This is a genomic window from Streptomyces sp. NPDC047085, assembly GCF_040643735.1.
GTDB lineage: Bacteria > Actinomycetota > Actinomycetes > Streptomycetales > Streptomycetaceae > Streptomyces.
The window spans coordinates 987,948-1,009,609 of the sequence record NZ_JBEYUW010000002.1 but is presented as its reverse complement, the minus strand read 5'-3'; the positions used below and the strand labels follow the sequence as shown (position 1 = coordinate 1,009,609).

The 21,662-nt window shown below is 69.2% G+C and carries 20 protein-coding genes; 13 read left to right on the top strand and 7 right to left on the bottom strand.

Annotated features, from left to right (window positions below):
• The first annotated feature begins 20 nt into the window (after window positions 1-20).
• A complete protein-coding gene (locus ABZ865_RS10180) occupies window positions 21-659 on the top strand; it encodes a TetR/AcrR family transcriptional regulator (protein ID WP_361226720.1) in 639 nt (212 codons plus the stop codon).
• 33 nt (window positions 660-692) lie between these two features.
• Here the strand turns inward: ABZ865_RS10180 and ABZ865_RS10175 are convergent, their stop codons facing one another.
• The 3 genes from ABZ865_RS10175 to ABZ865_RS10165 all read right to left on the bottom strand — a co-directional run bounded on the left by ABZ865_RS10175 (window position 693) and on the right by ABZ865_RS10165 (window position 5,810).
• On the bottom strand, window positions 693-1,274 hold the full coding sequence (locus tag ABZ865_RS10175) for a TetR/AcrR family transcriptional regulator (RefSeq protein WP_361226717.1): 582 nt from the start codon (window positions 1,272-1,274) through the stop codon (window positions 693-695).
• A gap of 107 nt (window positions 1,275-1,381) precedes the next feature.
• The gene (locus tag ABZ865_RS10170) at window positions 1,382-2,428 is read right to left on the bottom strand and encodes a zinc-binding dehydrogenase (protein WP_361226714.1); all 1,047 of its coding nucleotides are present in this window, start codon (window positions 2,426-2,428) and stop codon (window positions 1,382-1,384) included.
• A 160-nt stretch (window positions 2,429-2,588) separates the two neighbouring features.
• Window positions 2,589-5,810: a cytochrome P450 gene (locus ABZ865_RS10165; RefSeq protein ID WP_361226711.1), complete on the bottom strand. Its 3,222-nt coding sequence runs from the start codon at window positions 5,808-5,810 to the stop codon at window positions 2,589-2,591.
• A gap of 243 nt (window positions 5,811-6,053) precedes the next feature.
• On the opposite strand from ABZ865_RS10165, the gene ABZ865_RS10160 reads away from it, so the two are divergent.
• The 4 genes from ABZ865_RS10160 to ABZ865_RS10145 all read left to right on the top strand — a co-directional run bounded on the left by ABZ865_RS10160 (window position 6,054) and on the right by ABZ865_RS10145 (window position 9,433).
• On the top strand, window positions 6,054-6,707 hold the full coding sequence (locus ABZ865_RS10160; RefSeq protein ID WP_361226708.1) for a helix-turn-helix domain-containing protein: 654 nt from the start codon (window positions 6,054-6,056) through the stop codon (window positions 6,705-6,707).
• 156 nt (window positions 6,708-6,863) lie between these two features.
• On the top strand, window positions 6,864-7,358 hold the full coding sequence (locus ABZ865_RS10155) for a TetR-like C-terminal domain-containing protein (protein ID WP_361226705.1): 495 nt from the start codon (window positions 6,864-6,866) through the stop codon (window positions 7,356-7,358).
• A gap of 638 nt (window positions 7,359-7,996) precedes the next feature.
• Entirely contained in the window at window positions 7,997-9,064 is a 1,068-nt protein-coding gene (locus ABZ865_RS10150; protein ID WP_361226702.1) for a S1 family peptidase, read from the top strand.
• A gap of 33 nt (window positions 9,065-9,097) precedes the next feature.
• Window positions 9,098-9,433: a hypothetical protein gene (locus tag ABZ865_RS10145; RefSeq protein WP_361226699.1), complete on the top strand. Its 336-nt coding sequence runs from the start codon at window positions 9,098-9,100 to the stop codon at window positions 9,431-9,433.
• Between the two features lie 106 nt (window positions 9,434-9,539).
• On the opposite strand, the gene ABZ865_RS10140 is transcribed toward ABZ865_RS10145, so the two are convergent.
• From ABZ865_RS10140 to ABZ865_RS10125, 4 genes are all read right to left on the bottom strand, one after another.
• On the bottom strand, window positions 9,540-9,965 hold the full coding sequence (locus ABZ865_RS10140) for an SsgA family sporulation/cell division regulator (protein ID WP_361226696.1): 426 nt from the start codon (window positions 9,963-9,965) through the stop codon (window positions 9,540-9,542).
• A gap of 480 nt (window positions 9,966-10,445) precedes the next feature.
• Window positions 10,446-10,775, bottom strand: coding sequence for an NIPSNAP family protein (locus ABZ865_RS10135; protein ID WP_361226693.1), 330 nt, complete (start codon window positions 10,773-10,775; stop codon window positions 10,446-10,448).
• Window positions 10,776-10,815: 40 nt separating this feature from the next.
• Entirely contained in the window at window positions 10,816-11,238 is a 423-nt protein-coding gene (locus tag ABZ865_RS10130; RefSeq protein ID WP_361226690.1) for an SsgA family sporulation/cell division regulator, read from the bottom strand.
• Between the two features lie 244 nt (window positions 11,239-11,482).
• Window positions 11,483-11,875 (bottom strand): hypothetical protein, encoded by a 393-nt coding sequence (locus ABZ865_RS10125; protein WP_361226687.1) that lies wholly within the window; start codon window positions 11,873-11,875, stop codon window positions 11,483-11,485.
• Between the two features lie 644 nt (window positions 11,876-12,519).
• Here ABZ865_RS10125 and ABZ865_RS10120 point away from each other — a divergent pair.
• From ABZ865_RS10120 to ABZ865_RS10085, 8 genes are all read left to right on the top strand, one after another.
• The gene (locus ABZ865_RS10120) at window positions 12,520-12,738 is read left to right on the top strand and encodes a ferredoxin (RefSeq protein WP_145880723.1); all 219 of its coding nucleotides are present in this window, start codon (window positions 12,520-12,522) and stop codon (window positions 12,736-12,738) included.
• Window positions 12,735-14,138 carry an FAD/NAD(P)-binding oxidoreductase gene (locus tag ABZ865_RS10115; RefSeq protein ID WP_361226683.1) on the top strand — a complete coding sequence of 468 codons (1,404 nt, stop codon included), beginning with the start codon at window positions 12,735-12,737 and terminating at the stop codon, window positions 14,136-14,138. The genes ABZ865_RS10120 and ABZ865_RS10115 overlap by 4 nt, the downstream gene beginning before the upstream one ends.
• Before the next feature lie 62 nt (window positions 14,139-14,200).
• Entirely contained in the window at window positions 14,201-15,475 is a 1,275-nt protein-coding gene (locus tag ABZ865_RS10110) for a cytochrome P450 (protein WP_361226680.1), read from the top strand.
• Window positions 15,476-15,672: 197 nt separating this feature from the next.
• Window positions 15,673-16,440 (top strand): zinc-binding dehydrogenase, encoded by a 768-nt coding sequence (locus ABZ865_RS10105; protein ID WP_361226677.1) that lies wholly within the window; start codon window positions 15,673-15,675, stop codon window positions 16,438-16,440.
• Window positions 16,441-16,662: 222 nt separating this feature from the next.
• Complete coding sequence (locus ABZ865_RS10100; protein ID WP_361226674.1) at window positions 16,663-17,340, top strand: HdeD family acid-resistance protein; 678 nt, start codon at window positions 16,663-16,665, stop codon at window positions 17,338-17,340.
• 698 nt (window positions 17,341-18,038) lie between these two features.
• Window positions 18,039-18,473, top strand: coding sequence for a diacylglycerol kinase family protein (locus ABZ865_RS10095; protein ID WP_361226671.1), 435 nt, complete (start codon window positions 18,039-18,041; stop codon window positions 18,471-18,473).
• Entirely contained in the window at window positions 18,466-18,705 is a 240-nt protein-coding gene (locus ABZ865_RS10090) for a hypothetical protein (RefSeq protein WP_361226668.1), read from the top strand. The genes ABZ865_RS10095 and ABZ865_RS10090 overlap by 8 nt, the downstream gene beginning before the upstream one ends.
• Window positions 18,706-19,132: 427 nt before the next feature.
• The gene (locus ABZ865_RS10085; RefSeq protein ID WP_361226666.1) at window positions 19,133-21,595 is read left to right on the top strand and encodes a SpoIIE family protein phosphatase; all 2,463 of its coding nucleotides are present in this window, start codon (window positions 19,133-19,135) and stop codon (window positions 21,593-21,595) included.
• Window positions 21,596-21,662 lie beyond the last annotated feature (67 nt).

The window sequence follows — 21,662 nt, the reverse complement described above, 5'->3', positions numbered from 1 at the left end:
CGGCGCTTACACTGGGCTGTATGCCGACGTCAGCCCCGCCCAAGAACCGCTTCGAGCGGCGCCGCGCCGAGACCCGTCAGGCGCTCGTCCGTGCGGCCCGGCAGATCCTCGCGGAGACCGGTGACACCAGCGCGAGCATCCAGGCCATCGCCGAGCGCGCGGATGTCGGTTTCGGCTCCTTCTACAACCACTTCGAGTCGAAGACGGAGCTGTTCGACGCGGCGGTGACGGACGCCCTCGAGGAGTTCGGGCAGGTCATCGACGCGTGCGTGGAAGGCATCGACGACCCGGCCGAGCTGGTCGCGGCCGGCTTCCGGCTCACCGCGCGGATGGCCGACTCCCACCCGGAGCTCATGCGGATCCTGCGCGACCGCGGCTTGGCCCAGGTCCACTCCGACCGCGGCCTCGCCCCGCGCGCCCTGCGCGACCTGGAGATCGGCATCGCCTCAGGCCGTTTCACCTGCGGCAACGCGACCACCGCGCTGTCCGCCGTGGGCGGCACCCTCATGTCCCTCGTGGCGCTCCGGCTGGCCCGCCCCGACCTCGACGGCGACGAGGCCGCATCAGACCTGGCCGAGATGGTCCTGCGCATGCTCGGCCTCGCTGCGGACGACGCCCACGAGGTCACCCGGCGCCCGCTGCCCGACCTCGCCCGATGACCTCCCGCACCTGAAGCGCGGCCCTCTGTGGTGCTACGCCGGCGGCGACGAGGAACGCGGTTGCCGCGGCCTCGCCAGTGGGTCCGCCCACGGGCATGCGGCGTTCTCCTCGGCGAGGGCCAGCATCAGTGCCTCCAGTGCTTGGGCGAGGACGGGTGCTGGAAGGTGGTCCGCGAAGACGCCTTCGCGCTGACCGCGCCGTAGGGTCGCGACGGCTTCTGCGCGGGCCGGTGCCAGGGTGGCGCGGATCTCGTCCTCTCCCAGATGGCACCGTCCCAAGGTGATGAGCATGCGGTAGTGGTCGCCCACCGTCCATGCCGCCAGCACCATCCGTGTCATCGCCTCGACCGGGTCGGCATCCGCGGTACGAGCTCTGGCGAACGCCTGCCGGAGTTCATGGCCTGCTTCCTGTGTCAGGTCGGCGATCAGCGCATGCGGGCTGGGGAAGTGTCCGTAAAGGGTGCGCCGGGCGATGCCGGCCGCCTGAGAGATGCTGTCGAGGCTCGCGTCCGGGTCCTCCCGCAGTTTCCGCCGGGCGGCCGCGAGGATGCGTCGGCGGTTGGAGTGAGCATCCTTGCGCTGCACAGTACGGACCGGGGTGTCGGTCGTCTGCATGGTTCTTCTCTCCACGGCTGCCGGAAAGCCGTGGGCGCCGGTGCTCCCTCACGCACCGGCGCCCACTCACCCCTGCCCAGGGTGGCTTGTCGTCCTGCTGACGGGCGTCAGGGGACGAGGATGAGGCGGATCGGGTCGCCGATCTTGTTCTCCAGTCGGTGGACGGCGTCGGCGGCCTCGATGAGCGGGATGTGGTCGGTGATGGAGGGGGCCAGGTCGAGGCGTCCGGCCGCGGTCAGCTGCACCAGCTCGGAGACGGACTCGGGGAAGCCGCCGTAGTGGCCGCGCACCTGCTTCTGCAGGTAGTTGAAGGTCAGGCCCTCGGTGATGGTCAGTGGCCGGGGTGTGATGCCCACCAGGATCAGGGAGCCGCCCAGGCCGAGCACGGAGGCGGCCTGGTCGCGGACGGCGGGGACGCCGGCGCAGTCGAAGGCGAAGTCCAGGCCGCGTCCCGCGGTGGCTGCGCGGACCTGGTCGGCGAAGTCGGGGGCTGCCGGGTCGAGCGCGATGTCCGCGCCGAAGGCCAGGGCGCGCTCGCGGGCGCTGGGCAGCGGGTCGACGGCGATGATCGGGGCGGCGCCGACCAGGCGGGCGAGGCGTACGTTGTGGGCGCCGACTCCGCCGACTCCCCAGACGCCGACGGACTGGGCGGCACGGACGCCCGCGGTGGCGACGACGGCGGCGTAGGGGGTGGAGACCGCGTCGGGGATGATCGCGGCCTGGTCGAAGGGGAGGCTGTCGGGGATGGGGATGAGGGTGTCCTCGCGGGCGATCACGTACTCGGCCCAGCCGCCGTCGTAGTCGATGCCGGCGGTGAGCATCTGGGTGCAGGGGCGGTGGCGCACGCATCCGGCGCACGTGCCGCAGGTCTTGCCGGCCTCCAGGGTGACGCGGGCGCCGACGGGCAGGCCGCGCTTGAGGTCGGGGCCGAGCGTGTGGATCACACCGGAGACCTCGTGGCCGACGGTGATGGTGTCGGAGGTGGCGAACAGCGGGACGAGGGAGCCGTCGAGGAGGTGGACGTCGGAGAGGCAGACGCCGGCGGCCTTGACCTCGATGAGGACCTCGCCCGGGCCCGGCACGGGGATCGGGACCTCTTCCACGGCGAACTTCTTGCTGTCCAGGTGGAAGCGTCCGGCGAGCATGGTGTCCATGGTGATCTGCTTTCTGTGAGCGGCACGGCCCGGTGGTTCGGGCCATGGGTGCCATGGGGTGTCTGAATGGCTGGTGGGGCCGGGAGGCGTGCGGGGGAGGCAGGACGTCCGCACGCCTCCCGGCGGCTGGGGGTCAGCGCGCCTTGACGGCGTGCGACGGTCAGGCGAAGACGTCCTGCTGGTAGCGCTCGTCCGCCTCCAGCTGGGCGAGCCACTGCTGGGCGGTCTCGTCGTCGCTGCCGGTCTTCTGGCGGTGGATGGCGGCGAGGGCTTCGCGGACGGCGGGGGCCATGCGGCGGCCGTCACCGCAGACGTAGATGTACGCGCCGTCCTCGATGGCCTGCCACACCGCGTCGGTGGCGTTCGCGATGGCGTTCTGCACGAACCGGGCCGGGTGGCCGGTCACCGCGGAGTAGGCGGTGTGGATCTGGGCGATGCCGGTCTGCTCCCAGTCCTGCATCTCCTGCTTGTAGAAGTAGTCGTGCTCCGGGTGGCGGCAGCCGACGAACACCTGCGACACGCCCACCTGGGTGCCGTTCGCGTGCTGTGTCGCCCGCTCCTCCAGGAAGCCGCGCAGTGGCGCGATGCCGGTTCCGGGGCCGATGAGGATCAGCAGCGTGGCGGGGTCGGCGGGCGGTGCGAAGGTGGGGGAGGGCACGCGGACATAGCCGTAGACGACGTCTCCCGGCTCGAGGGCCGCGATGTAGGAGGAGCAGGTGCCGCGGTACTGGCCGTCGCCGGACAGGGCCGGGCCCTCCAGCAGGCCGACGGTCAGGCGCACATGGCGCGGGTTGGCCGACGGGGCGGAGGAGATGGAGTAGAAGCGCGGGCGGATCGGGCCCATCATCTCCAGGAACACCGCCAGCGGCAGCTCGACCGCCTCGAAGCGCTCCAGCAGGCCCAGCACCGAGATGCGCTTGCCGAGGATCTCCTTCTGGTAGCGCTCCTCGGCCTCCTCCGTTTCGGCGGTGTACGCCTGGAGCTGCGGCCGGGTCCACGGGCACTCGGTGTACTCGGCCAGCGTCTGGATCTGGGACCGGGTGGCCACGTCCTGCAGCTCCAGGAACTCGGTGAGCAGGATGCCGGCGGTGACCGGGGTGCCGACCGGCAGATGCGTGCGGCCACCGGCCGGGTGGTCGAGCCGGAGCACCTGGTCGTAGTCGACGCCGAGCCGCCTCAGCGCGCGCTCCACCAGGGCGAGTTCGTTCTTGGCGAAGACGGCCAGGTGGTTGCCGGTGTCGTAGGTGACGCCCTCGGGCAGCTCGAAGGTGATGGACTTCGCGGACGGGCGCGGCGGCTCGATGCTGAAGTCCCACAGGCCGGTCGCGTCGGCCACGAGTTCGTCGTTGGTCACCACGGTGAGCGGGTACGCCTGCTCGGAGACGATGGCGGGGCGCACGTCGGACTCGGTGAGCAGCTGGACCTGGTAGCGCGGGCCGCTCGCCTGGGAGGTGTCGGCGGCGTACTCCTCGGCCAGAGTGGCCCACAGGTTGTCCATCCACCGCGTGGCCATGCCGTCGAAGTCACCGGCGGCGTCCGCGATGCCGCGCTCGACGACCGGGGTGGCGCCGGCGGCCAGCAGACCTTCCTCGATCCGCTCGGGGAATGCCTGGTAGGTGGCCACCCACTGGGTGTTGCCGGCGCCCAGCAGCGCGTACCGCACATTCGCCAGCGAGCCCTCGGGCAGCCCGGCGGCCAGCAGGTCGTCGAAGCGCTGGGCGTTGTCGGGAGCCTTGCCGTTGTAGCTGGCCGCCACCACGGCGAGCAGGCCCTCGGAGGGCAGGTTTTCACCCAGCTCGTCCAGGCTCACCAGCGTGGTGCCGAAGCCGGAGCGCTCACCTCGGTCGGCGATGGTGCGCGCCAGGTCCTCGCACGAACCCAGGCTGGAGCCGTAGGCGACGGTCAGGTTCACCCCGACACCGCTGACCGCGGCCTGCGCCTGCGTGTCGCCGGTCTGCAGGTCCGCGGCGCCGAAGACGGTCCGCTGGTGCTCCTGACGCTTACGGACGACCAACTGGAAGTCGCCGGGCTTGCGCGTCAGCGCCTCGCGGACGTCCATCTTGTAGTCGGTGGTGTCGGAGAACCTGAACTTCTGCAGCACGAGCGCAAGCGCCAGGCGGGCCTCGGTGAGCGCGAACTGCCGGCCGATGCAGGCACGCACACCGTTGCCGAACGGCTTGTAGGCGTGCGGGTGCTGCTGGGCGCGGTTCTCCGGCAGCCACCGGTCGATGTCGAACTCCTCCGACCGGTCCCACGCCTTGGGGTGGGAGTGCAGCGCGCCCATGAGGATGTTGGCCCTGGTTCCCTTCTTCAGCTCGTACCGGTCGCCGATGACGGTGTCGTCGATGGGCGCCTTGGCGATCAGCGGGATCGGAGCCCACAGGCGCAGGGTCTCCTCCAGGATCCGCGGGATCACGTCGAGCTGCATGATCGTGTCGTAGTCCGGGACCGTGTCACCGGGCAGCAGGCGGTCGACCTCGGCGTACGCCTGCGCCAGCACGTGCGGGTTGCGCATCAGCGAGTACGTGGCGAACGACAGCAGGCCACTGGTGGTCTCGTGACCGGCGATCAGAAAGGTCACCACCTGGTCGCGGACGTTGTCGTCCGCCAGCAGCTTGCCGGTCTCAGGGTCGGTGGCCTCCAGCATCAGGCCGAGCAGGTCCTCCTCGCCGGTGCCCTTCCCCTCGCGGCGCTCCTTGATCACGCTCTCGACCAGGTCGCGCATCAGCTGGATGTTCTGGCGGTACTTCCTGTCGTCCGCCTTGCGGAGCTTGGTCATCATCGGCAGCTCCTGGGAGCGCCGCATCGACTCGATCAGCGCTTCCAGCAGCGAGTTGAGGAAGGGGTGCAGTTCCTCCTTGTCGAAGGACTTGAACCGGTAGCCGAAGCCGGACAGAGCGATGGTGTCCAGGGTGAGCCGGGTGTAGTCGTCGGTGATGTTGACCGGCTGACCCTCACGGCGCTCCCACTTGCCGACGAGGTTCTGGGCGATCTCCAGCATCTGCCCGAAGTAGGTCTTCATGGCCCGCTGGCTGAAGGCCGGCAGCAGGATCCGGTGGGCCATGGCCCATTCCTCTTCGCGCTGGTGGGCCGTGAACAGGCCCGCCCCCGTGTAGTCCCGCACATGGCTCAGCGGCGTCTTGTCGATCTGCTTGAAGAACCGCGTCTCGTCGCAGACCTCGGCCACCAGGTCCGGGTCGTAGACGAAGACCTGCTCGACGCCTGCGATGTCCATGCCGTAGATGCCCTCGGGGAACTGCTTGGACAGCTCACCGAAGTACTCCACCGGATTGGTGTCGGGGATCTGCGGCGTGTTGCCGAGGAGGGGGATCCCGCGCGGGGACCGGATGGGGCGAAGGTCGTTCGCGGAGTGCGTGGTCATGTCTTGCTCCTCTGCGTGGAGGGGTGGGCAAGGGCGCGCTGCGCAGGTCGATGCCGTGGCGCCGTACGGAAACATACGCCGTATGGAATTGGAACCATACGCGGTACGGAAAGTGGAGTGCAACCGCGGGACTCCAGGTGGGGCCGTGATGAAGCTCATTTCCATACTTCGTACGGAACTGGTACCGTACGAGGTATGGAAAAGAAGGTGAGACGTCCCCCGCGGGGAACGAGGAAGAGAGACGTGCCTCTGACCGAGGCCGGGATCTACGCCGCCGCCCTGCGGCTCATCGACGCGGACGGTGTCGAGGCGCTCACCATGCGCAAACTCGCCACCGAGCTCGACGCGAATCCGATGTCGCTGTACCACCACGTGCCGAACAAGGAAGCCGTGCTGCGTGGCGTGACGAGAATGGTCGGCGCCCAGTTCCGCACCGTGACACTGGAGGACGCGCCCTGGCAGGAGCGGATCCGCCTGCTCGCCACGGACTTCCGGACGCTGGCGCACCGTCACCCCAAGCTGATGGCCTACTCGTTCAGCCACCAGCCGGACTTCATCCAGCCCGACGACCCGTTCTGGACCGCGCTCACCGCGATCGTGGCGGCCGCCGGGGTACCGCGGTCGAAGGCCCCAGAGATCGCCGCGCTGATCGCCGCCGTCGTCGTCGGTGTCCTCGCCGCCGAACTCAACGGCGCTCTCGACCAGTGGTCGACCCTCAAGCCCCACGGCCCTGAAGCCGACGAAGACGGGGCCGCGGACGCACACCCTGGCTCTACGAGTGCGGCCCCTGAAGGCTCTGACCAGGACCACATGTTCCGCCTCGTGATGGACACGCTGATCACGGGCCTGGAAGGCCGCCTCACCGCCGGTCGTGACGGCCGACACGCCGGCCATTGAGTCAGTCAGCCTGAGACGCTGCGCCCCAGGCACTGGCGCCTGAGGCGCGCCCGCCGTCGGGCGATCCCAGGCTGCGACACACGGGATCCACCCCGTCACATCGGGTGAGACCGCCCGGCGGGGTGGTTCCACATCGAGCCTCTACACGGCAGCCGTATGCCGGATCAAACGGTTGCGACTCGTGCCGGCGTCGGCAGGGCAACCGTCCACCGGCACTGGCCGAGCCTTCTCGACTTCTGCCTGGCTGCGCTGGAGGCCGGCATGCCCCCTCTCCCTCCGGTACCCGAGGAGCTTCGGGCCGCTTCGGGCGACGATCCGCGAGCGGAGCTCATTTACCGTCTGAACGTGCTCGCCGAGCGTTGGGACGACGAGCAATCGGGGGCCGTCCTTGCCGCGGCCCTCGGGGGCTCACGGCACGACGAAGGTATGCGCCGCCTCCGGGAGGCACTGCTGAACCAGATCGCCGACGCCCTGCGTCCCGCGGTTACCGCAGCCGTCGAGCGCGGCCAGCTCCGGCCCGACGTCACCCCCGAGACATTCGCCATGGCCACCGCCGGGCCGCTGTTCTTCGAGCGTTTCTTCGTCGGGAACCACCTGGGGCGCGACACCGTGAACGCCGTCGTGGACGCCGCTTTGCGAGGTTGGTCCTAGGAGTAGCGGCTTGCGGCCGCGAAGCAAGCCAGGCCATCCGTCCGAAGGTCTCCGCCCTTCAATTCTTCGCAGCGGGTTACGCCTTCCTTCCGCAGCGGCTTCGCCGACCATGTTTGCCGATGCTCTGCTCGCCTGGACGGTGTAGGCGACTCGGCCGTCGTCCACCAGCGGGCTTGCGGGGCGAGCGCGAAGCGGACAAACGGCGGCCAGACTTCCGTCGGTGGACTTCGAAAAGGCGTGAGATCAGAGCGCCGCGATGGCCTGCGGGGGCCGGCTGCGCATTCGACCGTCGACGCCAACGACCGAAAACGAGCACACGGTACCGTGGCCCGCCCCTGACCCCGGTCGTCGCCACCACAGGCCACCGAGAGCCAGTTCCTCGGACTCGCCGTGTACGCGGCTCAGCTCTCTGACGGTTTCCTGACTGTGCCTCAATTGCTGGTGGCAGCAGTTCATTTGCCGCTTCGACCGGCAGGTACGTACCAATGTGTTACGCGCGTAAATTCTGCCTCCGGCTTCTTGTTCGCCGATCGCGGGGCACGGAATACTCCCGTCCGGAACTTGTCAGGGACACGCTGTTCGCGAGGGCTCTTGTGCCGCCCTGACGGGTCTCCCCCGTCCCCACCCAGGAGGAACGAGTGAAGGTCAAGACCCCCCGCACCGCCAGACGCTCCGGGCTGATCGCCTTGGCGTCCGGGCTCCTCGCGGTGTCGCTCACCACGCCCACCGCCCAGGCCGCCCCCTCGGCCAAGGCCTCGCCCGAGGCCGCGGCCAAGCTCACCAAGACCCTCGGCACCACCTCGACGGCCGGCTCGTACTACGACGCCGAGACCAAGTCCGTGGTGGTCAACGTCACCACGCGGAAGGCCGCGGAGGCCGTCCGCGAGGCCGGTGCCGTGCCGAGGCTCGTCACCCACAGCTCAGCGCAGCTGGCCAAGGCCGGCGCCGCCACCAAGGCTGCCGACATCCCCGGCACCGCCTGGGCCGTCGACCCCAGGAGCAACAAACTCGTGGTGAGCGCCGACAGCAACGTCTCGCGCGCCGACCTCGCCGAGCTCAAGTCCGCCACCGCCTCCTACGGCGACGCGGTCACCGTCAAACGAGTCAGCGGCACCTTCAGGAAGCTGCTCAACGGCGGCACCGCCATCTACGCCGACGCCGGCTGGCGCTGCTCCGTCGGTTTCAACGTCCGGAGCAGCAGCGGCGCCTACTACTTCCTGACCGCCGGTCACTGCACCGACGGTTACCCGAACTGGTACACCAACTCCGGCCTGAGCACCTACGTCGGCCCGACCATCGACTCCAGCTTCCCCACCAACGACTACGGCATCGTCCGCTACGACAACACTGGCGTCAGCCACCCCGGCACCGTCAACCTCTACAACGGCACCAGCCAGGACATCACGTCCGCCGCCAACGCCTACGTCGGCGAGTCGGTCAAGCGCAGCGGTTCCACCACCGGCGTGCACGGCGGGACCGTCCAAGCCCTCAACGCCACGGTCAACTACGGTGGCGGCGACGTCGTCTACGGCCTCATCCAGACCAACGTCTGCGCCGAGCCCGGCGACTCCGGCGGTTCGCTGTTCGACGGCACCAAGGCGATCGGTCTGACTTCCGGCGGCAGCGGCGACTGCACCTCCGGCGGTACGACCTTCTTCCAGCCGGTGACCGAGGCGCTGAGCGCGTACGGCGTCAGCGTGTACTAGGTCCTCCTCCCTCTCCCGAGCGTTGACGACGACGTGACCGCCGCCCGGAAGGCGGCGGTCACACGCGGCCTGTGGGAGCGCCGTTCCGCCAACCCGCCCTACGCCTCCTGGGGGACGTTCGCGGGCGACAACGGTGAGGACAACGCCGCGCACACGCCCTGGGCCTGGGACGACGGGGACGACGGCAGCGATCTGCAGGACGGATCGATCGCGCCTGACCCCGCGTACCTGATCTCGCAGTACTTCGCCAACACCGCGGCCCCGCACGACCACCGACTCCTCGCTGGCCACGACGTTTTCGATCAGGACACCTTCGAGCTGGTGGAACCAAAGTTCTTGGAGGAGCCCATCACCCACGGCCGTTCATGATCGCGGTTGTGGTGACCCTGCGTGGCCATGGCACGGGAAAGTGATCGAGAACCAGCTTTCGAAGACCGCCGACAGACTTCCGCTGCAGGTCGCACCCTGACAGGACTCACCCTTCGGCGAGGAGGTACTCCAGCAAGCGGTCGAAGTCGCTGTGGCCGAGCTCGGCCCCCCGGGGCACCACTGCCTCCGTTTCCTGCAGGAACGCCTTGAATTCCTGCGCTGGGGCCTTGAGCAGGGCCGTACCGGACGGCGGGTTGAGAAGGATGTACAAGCCGCGGCAGCCCTCTTCGCCGGTGGGCCATATGCGAACCTCTCCCTCGCCGGCGGGGCCCTCCAGGCCGTCGATCAGCAAATCGCGCCCGATGATCCATTCCACCGACTCGTCGCTGTCGACATCGGTGGTGAATGCGGCATGGACCACATAGGGATCACTCGGCTCGTACCGCAGATTCATGATCACGGGCAAGGACGTCGCCTGCACGCCGACAAGCTTCACAGGTAGCCCCTGGATCACAGTTCTCAATGACTTCATTGGGTCTTACTCCTGGTGCTTCGAGTCATCCGGGGAGGGCCATCGGAAGGGCTGTCGTCGGATTCAAAGAGGCTGCACAGAGACGCGGTTACTGCGAGGACCGGTGGCGGTCGGCACGAGGACACCCGCAGGAGCAGTTCTTCGCGCCGTCGCAAGGGCGCCCGGCCGACGGGAGCAGTCGAGGCCACCACCTTCGGCCGGGGCCATCACGGAGATGTCGCCAACGGTGGTTGCCGGACAAAGGGCGCCCTTGGTCTCAGCGATCGACGCTGTACCGGTCGTGGTTGTGGTGAACCGACTCGTCACGGTCCCCACCTCGACGCCGGCCGTGGTTGCCGGGCACAGGTGCCCTGCTCATGGGTCGTTATCGATGCCAGCAGGGCCCCCACTGGTGGGTCGCCATCGACGACACCGGAACCACCATCGCAGCGCCGCCGGATACCGGCCCTTCTGGCCGCGTCACTCGTCGCAGGCCGACCGTCAGCGCAAGGGTGAGTCCGCGGTGGGAGTCAGGAGGGTCTCGTCGAGGCCGACGATCTGGCTGATGTCGAAGCCCTCCATGTCCGCGCGGAATTCAGGACTCGACAGGTATGCCTCCAGCCGCTCCTGCACGTCGTCGGCGTCCTTGTAGGAAACGAGGGCGTACAGCCGGGGAGTGTCGCTTCCGGGCGCCGCGGGCACCGTCCAGACGCCGTGGGTGGTGATCCGGTGCTTGGCCATACCGGGAATGTGCTGGGCCCAGATCTTCTCGTAGGCGGCGAGCGCGTCGGAGCTGCGCAGGGTGTAGACGCGAAGCTGGTACTGGGACATGACACTGGTTCCTTTACTTCTGAGCATGGATGGTCGGCGGTCAGCTTTGGGGGAGGAGGTGTGCCAGTTCGGCATCCCAGTCGATGAGTCCGGACTCGGTACCCCGTGGCACCAGGGCCTGGGTGTCCTGAAGGAAGGACGAGATGTCCTGCACGGGGACCTCGAGCAAGGCGGTGCCTGCGGAGGACCCGAGGGCGATGTAGATCGACTCGTCACCCCGCCCTGCGGCCGGCCAGATCCGTACGTCCGCGTGGCCTGCGGAACCCTCCAGACCGTCAGTCAGAAGATCCCGCCCCAGGACCCATTCGACCGGCTCGTCACAGTCGGCGAAGAAGGCGGCACGGACGACGTAGGGATCAGCGGGCTCGTAGCGCAGACGTACGCAGAGGGGCAACGAGTAGACGTGCGAGACGACCAGTTGCACGGTCACCCGCCGTTCTACGGCTCTCAAGGACTTCTTCATCGGCTTCCGCTCCTGGGTATGGCTCGGCGGTGCCTCACACCGGCCTGTGGCGAAGAGGCAGCGCGGGCGGAGGCGGCACAGCAGGGTGCGGGCGCCGGACGGCACCGGCGCACCGCATGATGGGTGGCGCTGCACTCACTCGGCCGGCAGCCGGGGACGCCGCGCCCGGACCGCCAGATGGATCTCCGCCGTCGGCAGGGACAGGGCCGAGGGGGACTGCTTGCGCGCATGGCCGATACCCCTCTCACCGGTCGTCGCGGCTCAGGTCGTGGTGGTGCCTGCCCCCGCCGTCGTGGCGGTAGGACCTGTCGGACGTCCAGCCGTGTCCCTCGCCCTCCCAACGGTAGAAGTGACCATCGCGGTAGTAGAGACCGTCGCAGTCGTGCCGGGTCGAATCGGTGCCGTGGGGGTCCTGGTGCCAGCCGCGGGCCTCGTCGCAGGAGTAGCCCCGCTCGAGCAGGTAGCCGACACCGTGGTCCCAGCTGTAATCAGCGGCCACGGCCCCGTCGGTCGGGTGCCGGGCGTGCGTGGACGCAAGGGGCGCGGCCGAAGCGGTGCCACCGGCACCGAGGACGGCGGCACCGGCGACCACGACGGAGGAGACAGTGAGGGCGATGCGCTTCGCGAGCTTCTTCATGATCTTTCCTTCCCGAGGGGGTGATCTGCGCCAACGGCGGTTCTGTCAGGCGGTGTATGACGCCCGGTGTGGTCCGAGCGAGCAGTTCCATACGTCGTATGGAAGCGCGCTTTCATTGTTACCATACGTCGTATGGAAATGTCGAAGTGACGAAGGCAACCGCTGACCGGATGGCACGAGCGCCAGCAGATGTCGGGTTGGCCGGACAGCGGGACGGCGGCCGGAGCGGGACCTGGTGATCGGTGGCTTCACCGGCCCGGAGATCGCCTCAGCCCGGGGAGTGAGGGCTCGAAGTCATGGATGCATCCAGTTCGCCGCAGTGGCGGGTTTGCGATCACCGGAAGGCGGGACGAGCATTTTTTTAGGGCGTGATGACCGGGGCACATCCTGATGCCGACACCGTTGATGCAGCGCCCCCTTCTGGGTACGCCCACGCTCACAGCCGACAAGCGTCACCGTGAAGGAAGCGGCGCAGTGCAGGACCGAACCTGCTCATTCGGTGGCCTGGCCGGGGCGGCGGGTGGGGCATCCAGCCCCGTCGCCTTGACGGGACTTCAGAAACCGGCCGATGGCTTCATGACCGAGGCTGCATGACCGGGTCGATGGTCGCCGTGGGGCGGAGGCAGAGCGGAAGGAGTCTGCCCATGCGGATCGTCGTGGACCTGAATCGGTGCCAGGGATACGCGCAGTGCGTGTATCTGGCGCACGAGGTCTTCAGGTTGAACGGCCAGGAGGCGCTCACCTATGAGCCGAACCCCGACGACGAGCGGCGCCTGCAGGTCGAGCGAGCGGCTGCGGCGTGCCCGGTGCAGGCGATCGTGATCGACCGCTTGGACGGCGCGAAGCGGGGCGAGACGCCATGACTCTGCGGGCAACGGTCGCAGAGCTGGTGCGGGAGTTCCGGTCCAGCGGCCGGATCGTCATCGTGGGAGCTTCTCTGGCCGGGCTGCGGGCCGCGGAGACACTGCGCGAGGAGGGCTTCACCGGTTCCCTGACCATCATCGGGGACGAGCCGTACGAGCCCTACGACCGTCCCCCGCTGTCCAAGCAGGTACTCAAAGGCTGGGTGCCGGCCGACCACACGAAGCTGCCCCGCATGCGAGAAGTGGACGCGGACTGGCGGCTCGGGGTGGCCGCCGTCGGACTGGACCGGGTCACCAAGCAGGTGCGCCTGGCCGATGGGGAGCAGGTCCCGTACGACCGGCTGCTGATCGCCACGGGCACCCGCGCGCGACAGTGGCCCAACCCGGACGAGGCAGCCCTGCGCGGCGTGCACACGATTCGCTCGCGTGACGATGCGGAGCAGTTGCAGAAGGCGCTGGCCGAGCCGCCGTCGCGGGTCCTGGTCATCGGCGCCGGGTTCATCGGCTCGGAAGTGGCCTCTGTCTGCCGGGAGCTCGGCATCCCGGTGACCGTCGTCGAGCGGGGTTCGGCGCCGCTGGTCGGCGCGCTGGGCGGGGTGATCGGGGAGATCGCCGCGCAGATGCAGCGCGATCACGGCGTGGACCTGCGCTGCGGGCTGGGCGTGTCATCGCTGGAGGGCGACTCCGAAGGGCATGTGCGGCGGGCGCACCTGTCCGACGGCACCACTGTCGACGCCGATGTGGTGGTGGCCTCGCTGGGGTCGATCCGGAACGTGGAGTGGCTGGAGGGCTCGGGGCTGGCGGCCGGTTTCTGGGGTGTCGGCTGCGATGCCGGTGGCCGCGCCTTCGACATCAACGGTGTGGTCACCGACAGCATCTACGTGGCAGGGGACGTGGCGCGTGCGCCACACGTGCTCTACGAGTACCAGTTCCTGGCGATGGAGCACTGGGACAACGCTGTTTTCGGCGCGGAGGTAGCGGCGCACAACATGGTGAACCTGGAGCCCCACTATCGTCCGCATCTACTGCTGCCAGGCTTCTGGTCCGGCCAGTTCGGCGTGAACATCAAGTCCGTCGGGGTACCGCCTTTCGGTGACGAGATCGTCTTCACCCAGGGGTCCGTCGAGGAGCGCCGCTTCGCCGCCGCCTACGGCCACCGAGGCCGCATCGTCGCGGCCGTCACCTTCGATCACGGCAAGTGGCTGGAGTACTACGGGAAGCTGATCGAGCAATCAGGTCCGTTCCCGCCTCCGCCGCCGGGCTGGGACCGGCCGCCCGATTCGAAGCCGGTGCCGGCCGAGTTCCCGGACCCAAGGGTCCCGACGGCCGTCCCCGACGTCGTCCTGACCGGACACGCCCCGAGCGAGCGGACGGCCGAGTTCCGGCCCCGGCGCCACTGACCCGGCCCGCCGGGCCGAGCGTGCAAGCGGACAGCACCGACAGGAAAAAGGAGGGGAGCCTCGTGGCCGAGGAAACCCCCTGGCAGCAGGCGCTGCGCTACGCCAACCGCGCCAACCCGTACCCCTTCTACGAGGAACTGCGCAAGACACCGGTGGCGCGGCAGCCGGACGGAACCTATGTCGTCAGCACCTACCGGGAGATCGTCACGCTGCTCCACGACCCCCGGGTCAGCTCGGATCCACGCAAGTGCCCCGTTCCGGCCGCCACCCCGGCCGAGGGAGCGGCGGAGGCGGAGGCCGAGCCGATCACGGAGGCGGTCATCTCCTTGGAGCCGAACATCATCACCCAGGATCCGCCCGAGCACGATAGGGACCGCCGGACGATGATGCCGCATTTCGTCGGGCCTCCCCGTTCCCCTCACCTGATCTCCGATCTGGAGCCCGAGATCCATCGCATCGTGGCCGGGCTCCTGGACGGCATGAAGGGCAAGAACCGGATCGACGCCGTCGACGACTTCGCCTACCCCCTGCCGGTGACGGTGATCTGCAAGGTCCTGGGCGTGCCGCTGGAGGACGAGCCACGCTTCCACCACTGGATCGAGACCGCCCTGGACGCCCTGGACTTCGGCCCCGAGGCCGCGTCCGAAGAGATCCGGAGCCGGCTGGCCGGCGGACGGCGGGCCGTGCAGGACTTCGGGCAGTTCGCAGCCGACCTGCTCGACCGGTACGCCGACCAGCCCGGCCCGGGCATGCTTTCGGCCATGGTGAACGAGGACGGCACGGAGGGACGGATGTCCAAGGGCGTGCTCGCCAGCAATGCCCTGCTCCTGATCTTCGCGGGACACGAAACCACGGTCAACTTGATCGCCCACAGCGTGCTCACGCTGCTGAGGCACCCCGAAGCGCTGGAGGAGCTGCGCCGCCGTCCGGAGCTGATCGTGCCAGCGGTGGAGGAACTGCTGCGCTTCGAGTCGTCCGTGCAGTTCTGGCACACCCGCTCCGCCCTGGAAGGCATCGACATCGCCGGCACCACCATCCCCAAGGGGGCTCCGATCTTCCTGGCGTACGGGTCGGCGAACCGCGACCCGGAACGGTTCACCGACCCCGACCGGCTCGACCTCGAACGCCGCGACAACGAACACCTCGGGTTCAGTCAGGGCATCCACTTCTGCTTCGGCGCCCCGCTCGCGCGACTCGAGGTCCAGATCGCGGTCGGCGAGTTCGTCCGCCGGGTGCAGAACCCCCGGCTCGTCGAGGACCCGCCGCCGTACCGGCACAATCAGATATTCCGCGGCCCGCGTCACGTCCTGGTCGACATCGACGGCATCCGCGACTGACGAGTGTGCGCGTGAAGGATCGCTATGCGGGCTTTTCAACTCGTCGGTTGGCGGCAGCCGCCCGAACTGCGCGAGGTGCCGGTGCCCGAGCCCGGCGCGGGGCAGGTCCTGGTGAAGGTCGCAGGCGCCGGTGCCTGAACGCGGGATGGGTGGAGCGGCTGGGACCGGGCGTCACCGGATTCCAGCCCGGGGACGCTGTGATCGTCTACGGCTCCTGGGGTTGTGGCATCTGCGCCAACTGCCGTCAGGGCCAGGAGAACTACTGCCAGAAGCGCGCGGGTGAGGGACCGGGCCTGCGCGGTGGACACGACGGCGGCATGGCCGAGTACCTGCCGGTCCCGGCGGCGCGCTACCTGATTCCGCTCGGCACCCTCGATCCCCGCCAGGCCGCCCCGCTCAGCGACGCCGGATTGACCAGCTATCACGCTGTGAAGCGGTCGCTGCACCTGCTGGGGCCGGGCTCGACCGCGGTCGTGATCGGGGCCGGCGGTCTGGGCCAGATGACCATTCAGATCCTGCGTGTGCTCAGCGCGGCGACCACCGTCGTCGCCGTGGACACCGACGCCGGCAAGCTGGAGACCGCCCAGCGCTTGGGCGACGAGGCGATCGCGCGCATCAGGGACATGACGGAGCAGCAGGGCGCTCAGCTCGTGCTCGACATGGTGGGCATGGACGCGACGCTGCGGATGGCTGCCCGGGTGGCCAGGGTGCTCGGGCACCTGACCATTGTCGGACTCGGCGGCGGAGCCCTGCCCGTCGACTTCTCCAGCCCGCCGCACAAGTGCTCGGTCGCCTCGCCCTGCTGGGGCTCCCTCACCGAACCGATGGATGTGATCACGCTCGCGCAGCAGGAAAAGATCAAGGTGCTGGTCGAGCACTTCCCCCTGCAACGCGCGAACGAGGCTTACCAGCTCCTGCACGACGGCAGGATCCAAGGACGTGCCGTCATCACCCCCCACGCGTGAATGCCGTCGTTCACCCGAACAGGACACCACGACTGTGCCTGGCCGCCGGCATCGGACGGTCCGGCGGATACGCACCCCGGCTCCCGCAGGACGCAGGAGCTTGCCCGGAACACGTCATGCGCCACAGTCCCCTGCCCTTTCCGCCGAGCGACATGAGGCTGATCGGGTGACGATGGACATGTAGTGACGTGACCACGCTGCTCACAGAAGGAGGTAGGTGCCATGACATCTCCTTCCGATCCCCCCGGTTCCGTTCCGCCACGTGGCACCGAACCACAAGAAGGTCCTGCGGTCGAAGGCATCACCGCTCTGGCGAACATGGGCTGGCAGATCCTGCTCACCATGGGCCTCGCCACCATCGCCCTGGGCGTCATCGCCCTGGTCTGGCCGGGCGAGACGCTCCGCGTCGTCGGCGTGCTCTTCGGCGTCTACCTGCTGGTCACCGGTGTCTTCCAAATCGCCGCCGCCTTCGGCGCACATGTTCCCCGGCATCTTCGCGTCTTGCACTTCATCACCGGCGCGGCCTCCATCCTGCTGGGACTGGTCTGCTTCCGGGGCCCCCTCGAGTCGGTCTTCCTGCTCGCCCTGTGGATCGGCTTCAGCTGGCTGCTCCGGGGCACCTTGGAGACGGTCGCGGCGGCCTCCGATCAGACCATGCCGGGCCGCGGCTGGCACGTGGCCTTCGGCATCATCGGCACCATGGCCGGCATCGTGATGATCGTCATGCCGTTCGCCTCCATCGCGACACTCACGCTGGTAGTGGGCGTCATGGCCATTGTCGTCGGTCTGACCGAAGTGGTCCGCGCCATCAGGACACGCGTCGAGATCGGCCATCTGGCTGCCGGCACGGCCCCTCAGCGGCGCCCCCTGTTCCACGCACGTCCGCACACCCAGCACTGACCGGCGGAGCCGGACCGACCGGGCGCCGGCGAGCGGCGACATCACGCACCTCCGCGGGCCGTCGGCCGGCGGAGGTACTTCGCGCGCATCGTAGTGGGCGCGGCCATGACGGCGACGCCGGCGTCGTGCGGCGTGCCCAACTGGGCCGGGCTATCTCGGGCATCGGCACATTCATCAGGGCCGCCCTCACGTTCCGCCCGAGCCGGAGAAGCGGAAGAAGCCCTCCTGGTGACCACCGCAGCGGCAGCCGAGGTGTTTGGTCAGTCCGACGTCCAGGGCCCGCTCGAACACTGACCGTGTCTGCCTGTCAACCTTCTTTCGCCTGGCGGAGAAAGGCGCAGTCGTCGACCTGAGCGAACTCCTCGTTGCGCTTGGGCTGCCGGATTCCGTTAGGCCGTTATTCGGGGGCGTCGGAACGGTCGGCGTTCTCGGGGTTGTTGTCTGTCCGTGTCGGCAGCCCCAGTGGCCGGCCGCTGCGGTGAGCCCAGATGCATGCGGCTTTCGGGTACGCGCCGTGAGCGAGAACGCGTCGCGGCCGACGCAGGCGCGCGGCGGCCCTGTCTGAGCGTGAATCCGCGTTCGGGGGGAGGGAAGGCGAGCCGGTTCCGGATCGCGGAACGCGCCCGCACGCTCGGAGCCCAGGTGGTCCTGATCGATCGTTCTCCCCCCAGGACCTGGCGACGGTAGCCCGACGCGCGGTGGACGACGGTGCGGATCTGCTGGGCGTGGCCGGCGGAGACGGTACCCAGGCGCTTGTCGCCGAGGTGGCCGCGGGGGGCGGCCTGCCCTTCGTGGTCATTCCGGCGGGTACCCGCAACCACTTCGCCATGGATCTCGGCCTGGACCGTGGGGACTCCTCGGCCTCGCTGGAGGCCTCACGGACGGCGTCGGCTGCGCGTGGATCTGGGGTACGCAGGCGAGCGGGCATTCGTCAACAACGTCTCGTTCGGTGCTTATGCCGCCCTGGTGCAGGACCCGGCTTATCGGGACGACAAGCTTGGCACGGCAGTGCGCATACTTCCGGAATTCCTGGCCCGCCACGAAGGCCCGGATCTGGTGGTGCGCGCCGGGCCGCTCACCGTGGACGGGCCGGGTGCCGTACTGGTGAGCAACAACCCGTACCAAGTGGATGACCCTGCCGGACTCGGCAGGCGTGCGCACCTCGACTCCGGCCTCCTGGGAGTCCTGACCGCCAGGGCAGAGACGCCCGCCGAGACGGCCGCGAGGCTGCGCAGTGGACAACCGCACGGCCTCACCTGTCTCGCCATGCCCGACGTCGTCGTCTACGCCGCCGCCCCGGCCCTCCCCGCCGGGCTGGACGGCGAAGCCGTCAGCCTGCCCGACTCCCCGTGCGGTGCCACATGAGCCCTCGGGCACTCCGGGTATGGGCTCCCCGGCATCGTCCCGGCGCCCAGTCTGCCGAGCGATCGCCAGGGTGGGCCGCCATCCGGCGGTTGGTCTGAACCTTGGGGAGCCGCTCCCACCCGCGGCGCGTGCTCGGCGGAACCCGCTCCCACCCGCGGCGCGTGCTCGGCGGAACCCGCTCCCCGTCCGTTCACCTGCGAAGCCGTGACCTGCAGCCCCGGCATCTGACTTTTCGATCACCTATGAGGGACTTGACGTCTAAGCCGTTAGATCTGATGATTTCATCAGAAAAGGGCGATTTGCCCAGATATGACACATACCGCACCGTGTGCCGCTCACCGGGACATCGCTGTTCACCACCGCTGCACACAGGGTCGCCGGACTACAGGCCGACGCTCCTACTTCCGCACCGATGGGACGGACCGCGATGACCAACATTGACCACACCCTCCTCGCCGAGCCGGTGAGCCTCCCCGAGGTGCCCGATGCCGCGATAGCGATGATCGATGCCGAGGGCATCGTCGTGGGGTGGACGCACGCCGCTCAGCAGCTCGTCGGTTATGCGGCCGGGGAGGTGGTGGGCCGGTCCGCCGCACACGTGCTGCCGCCTCCCGAGGACGCCCGGAGGGCGTTGGCGTTCGCCGAGCAGTGCCGTGCGCGGGGCGGCTGGTCCGGCACCGTCGCGATACGCCACCGCGACGGCCACACGCTCAGGATGACGCTGCGGGTCTCCCTGCTGCGGGGACAGGGCGACGACACCCGGTGGCTGGCGTCCGTGACGGACATAGGTTCCCTGTCCTCGGGGACGACCGGGGGACCGGTGCGGGAGTCGCTCCTTGCCCGAGCCCCGATCGGCATCGTCGTTTATGACGCGCAGCTGCGCTGTGTCTGGGTGAACGACGCCATGGAGCGGCACGACGGCGTGCCTCGTCACCGACGCTTCGGGCGCGGTCTGAGAGACTCACTGCCCGCTGTCGAGGCCGAAGCGCTCAAGGTCGTGATGCGACAGGTGCTGGAGAGCGGCACGACGACGGTGCACGAGTACCGTGCGTGGCCGCCTGCGGACCGGCCCCGTGAGCACGCGTTCTCCGCCTCCTTCTTCTGTCTCCAGGGCGCGGACGGCACCCCGTTGGGCGTGTGCTCCATGACCGTGGACGTCACCGGAAACAAGCGGGCGCGCGAGCGCCTCGCCATCCTCAGCGAGGCCAGCACGCACATCGGCAGCACCCTCGACGTGATGCAGACCGCCCAGGAACTGGCAGAGCTCACCGTGCCCCTGCTGGCCGACCACGCCGTCGTCGACCTGGTGGAGTCGGTTCCGTTCGGACTCGAGCCCGCCGCACGGATCGGCACGACGAGCGGACGCCGCCCTGTGTTGCGCCGTGCCGGGGTGGCCTCCGTCGACCAGGGTGTCCTGGAGATGCCAGCGGTGCGTGAAGAGGTGATCCACGTCCCCCCGACCTCGTCGTTCGCCGCCGTCCTGCGCAGCGGCACATCTCACCTGGAACCGGTGCTGGACACCCATGCCGGCCCCTGGGTCGACCACGATCCGACGCGTGCGCAGAAGGTACGCGACAGCGGCGTCCACTCCTTGATGGTCGTACCCATCCGCGCCCGGCGCTGCGTGCTGGGCCTGGCGCTGTTCGGCCGTTCCACGGAACAGACGCCGTTCCAGGAGGACGACCTGCTCCTCGCCGAGGAGCTGGTCACCAGGGCCGCGCTCTGTTTGGACAATGCGCTCCAGTACGCGCGCGAGCGCACCGCCGCTCTTGCGCTGCAACGCGACCTGCTCCCCCACCGGGTGCAGGGCGGTGCTGCCGTCGAGGTCGCCTCGCGCTATGTGCCGGCCGACATGGACCACGGAGTGGGGGGCGACTGGTTCGACGTGATCGAGCTGTCCGGTGCCCGGGTGGCCCTGGTTGTCGGCGATGTGGTGGGACACGGCATCAACGCCGCGGCGACCATGGGCAGGCTGCGCACCGCCGTGCGCACGCTCGCGGACCTCGACCTGCCCCCGGACGAACTGCTGGCGCACCTCGACGACACGGTCCGGCGACTGAACGACGAGGACGCCGACGACTCCGACCAGGTCCCCGCGGTGGTCGGTGCCACCTGTCTGTACGCCGTCTACGACCCGGTCTCCCGACGGTGCACGCTGGCACGGGCCGGGCATCCGCCGCCCCTGGTCGTCGACGCACAGGGCGGGGTCACCGCCCCCGACCTGCCGGCCGGAGCCCCGCTGGGCCTCGGTCTCGGCCTGGTGCCTTTCGAGTCCGTGGAACTGGAACTGCCCGAAGGAAGCGTGCTCGCCCTCTACTCCGACGGCCTGGTGGAGTCCCGCAGCGAGGACATCGACGTCGGCCTGCGGCGTCTGGGCGCCGCCCTGGCACAGCCCGGTGCCGCCCTGGAGGACCTGTGCTCGCGGGCGATGGAGACCTTGTCGGCGCAGGCACCGGCCGACGACGTCACCCTGCTCCTTGCGCGGACTCGCGCCCTGCCACCCGCCCAAGTCGCGTCCTGGGATCTGCCGAACGAACTCGTCACCGTCCCGACGGCCCGGCGTCTGGCCGCCCGTCAACTCCATGAATGGGGTCTGGAGCCGCTGGTGACGGCAGTGGAGTCGCTCGTCAGTGAACTGGTCACCAATGCGATCCGCCACGGCGACGGCCCGATCCGCCTACGGCTCATCCAGCACCGGGTGCTTACCTGCGAAGTCTCCGACACCAACACCGGTCGGCCACGCCCGCGCCATCCCGGCAATCTCGACGAGCACGGCCGCGGCCTTCACCTGGTCGGTCGGCTGTCGCGCAGGTGCGGTTCCCGCTCGGTAACAGACGGCAAGGTCGTCTGGGCCGAACAGGACCTGCCATCCCCAACAGGCGCCCGCTGAGCGCCGACAGCCGCCACAGGATCCCCATCTCCCGTAGTCGCGGAACCTCGTAATGAAAGCCAGAGAC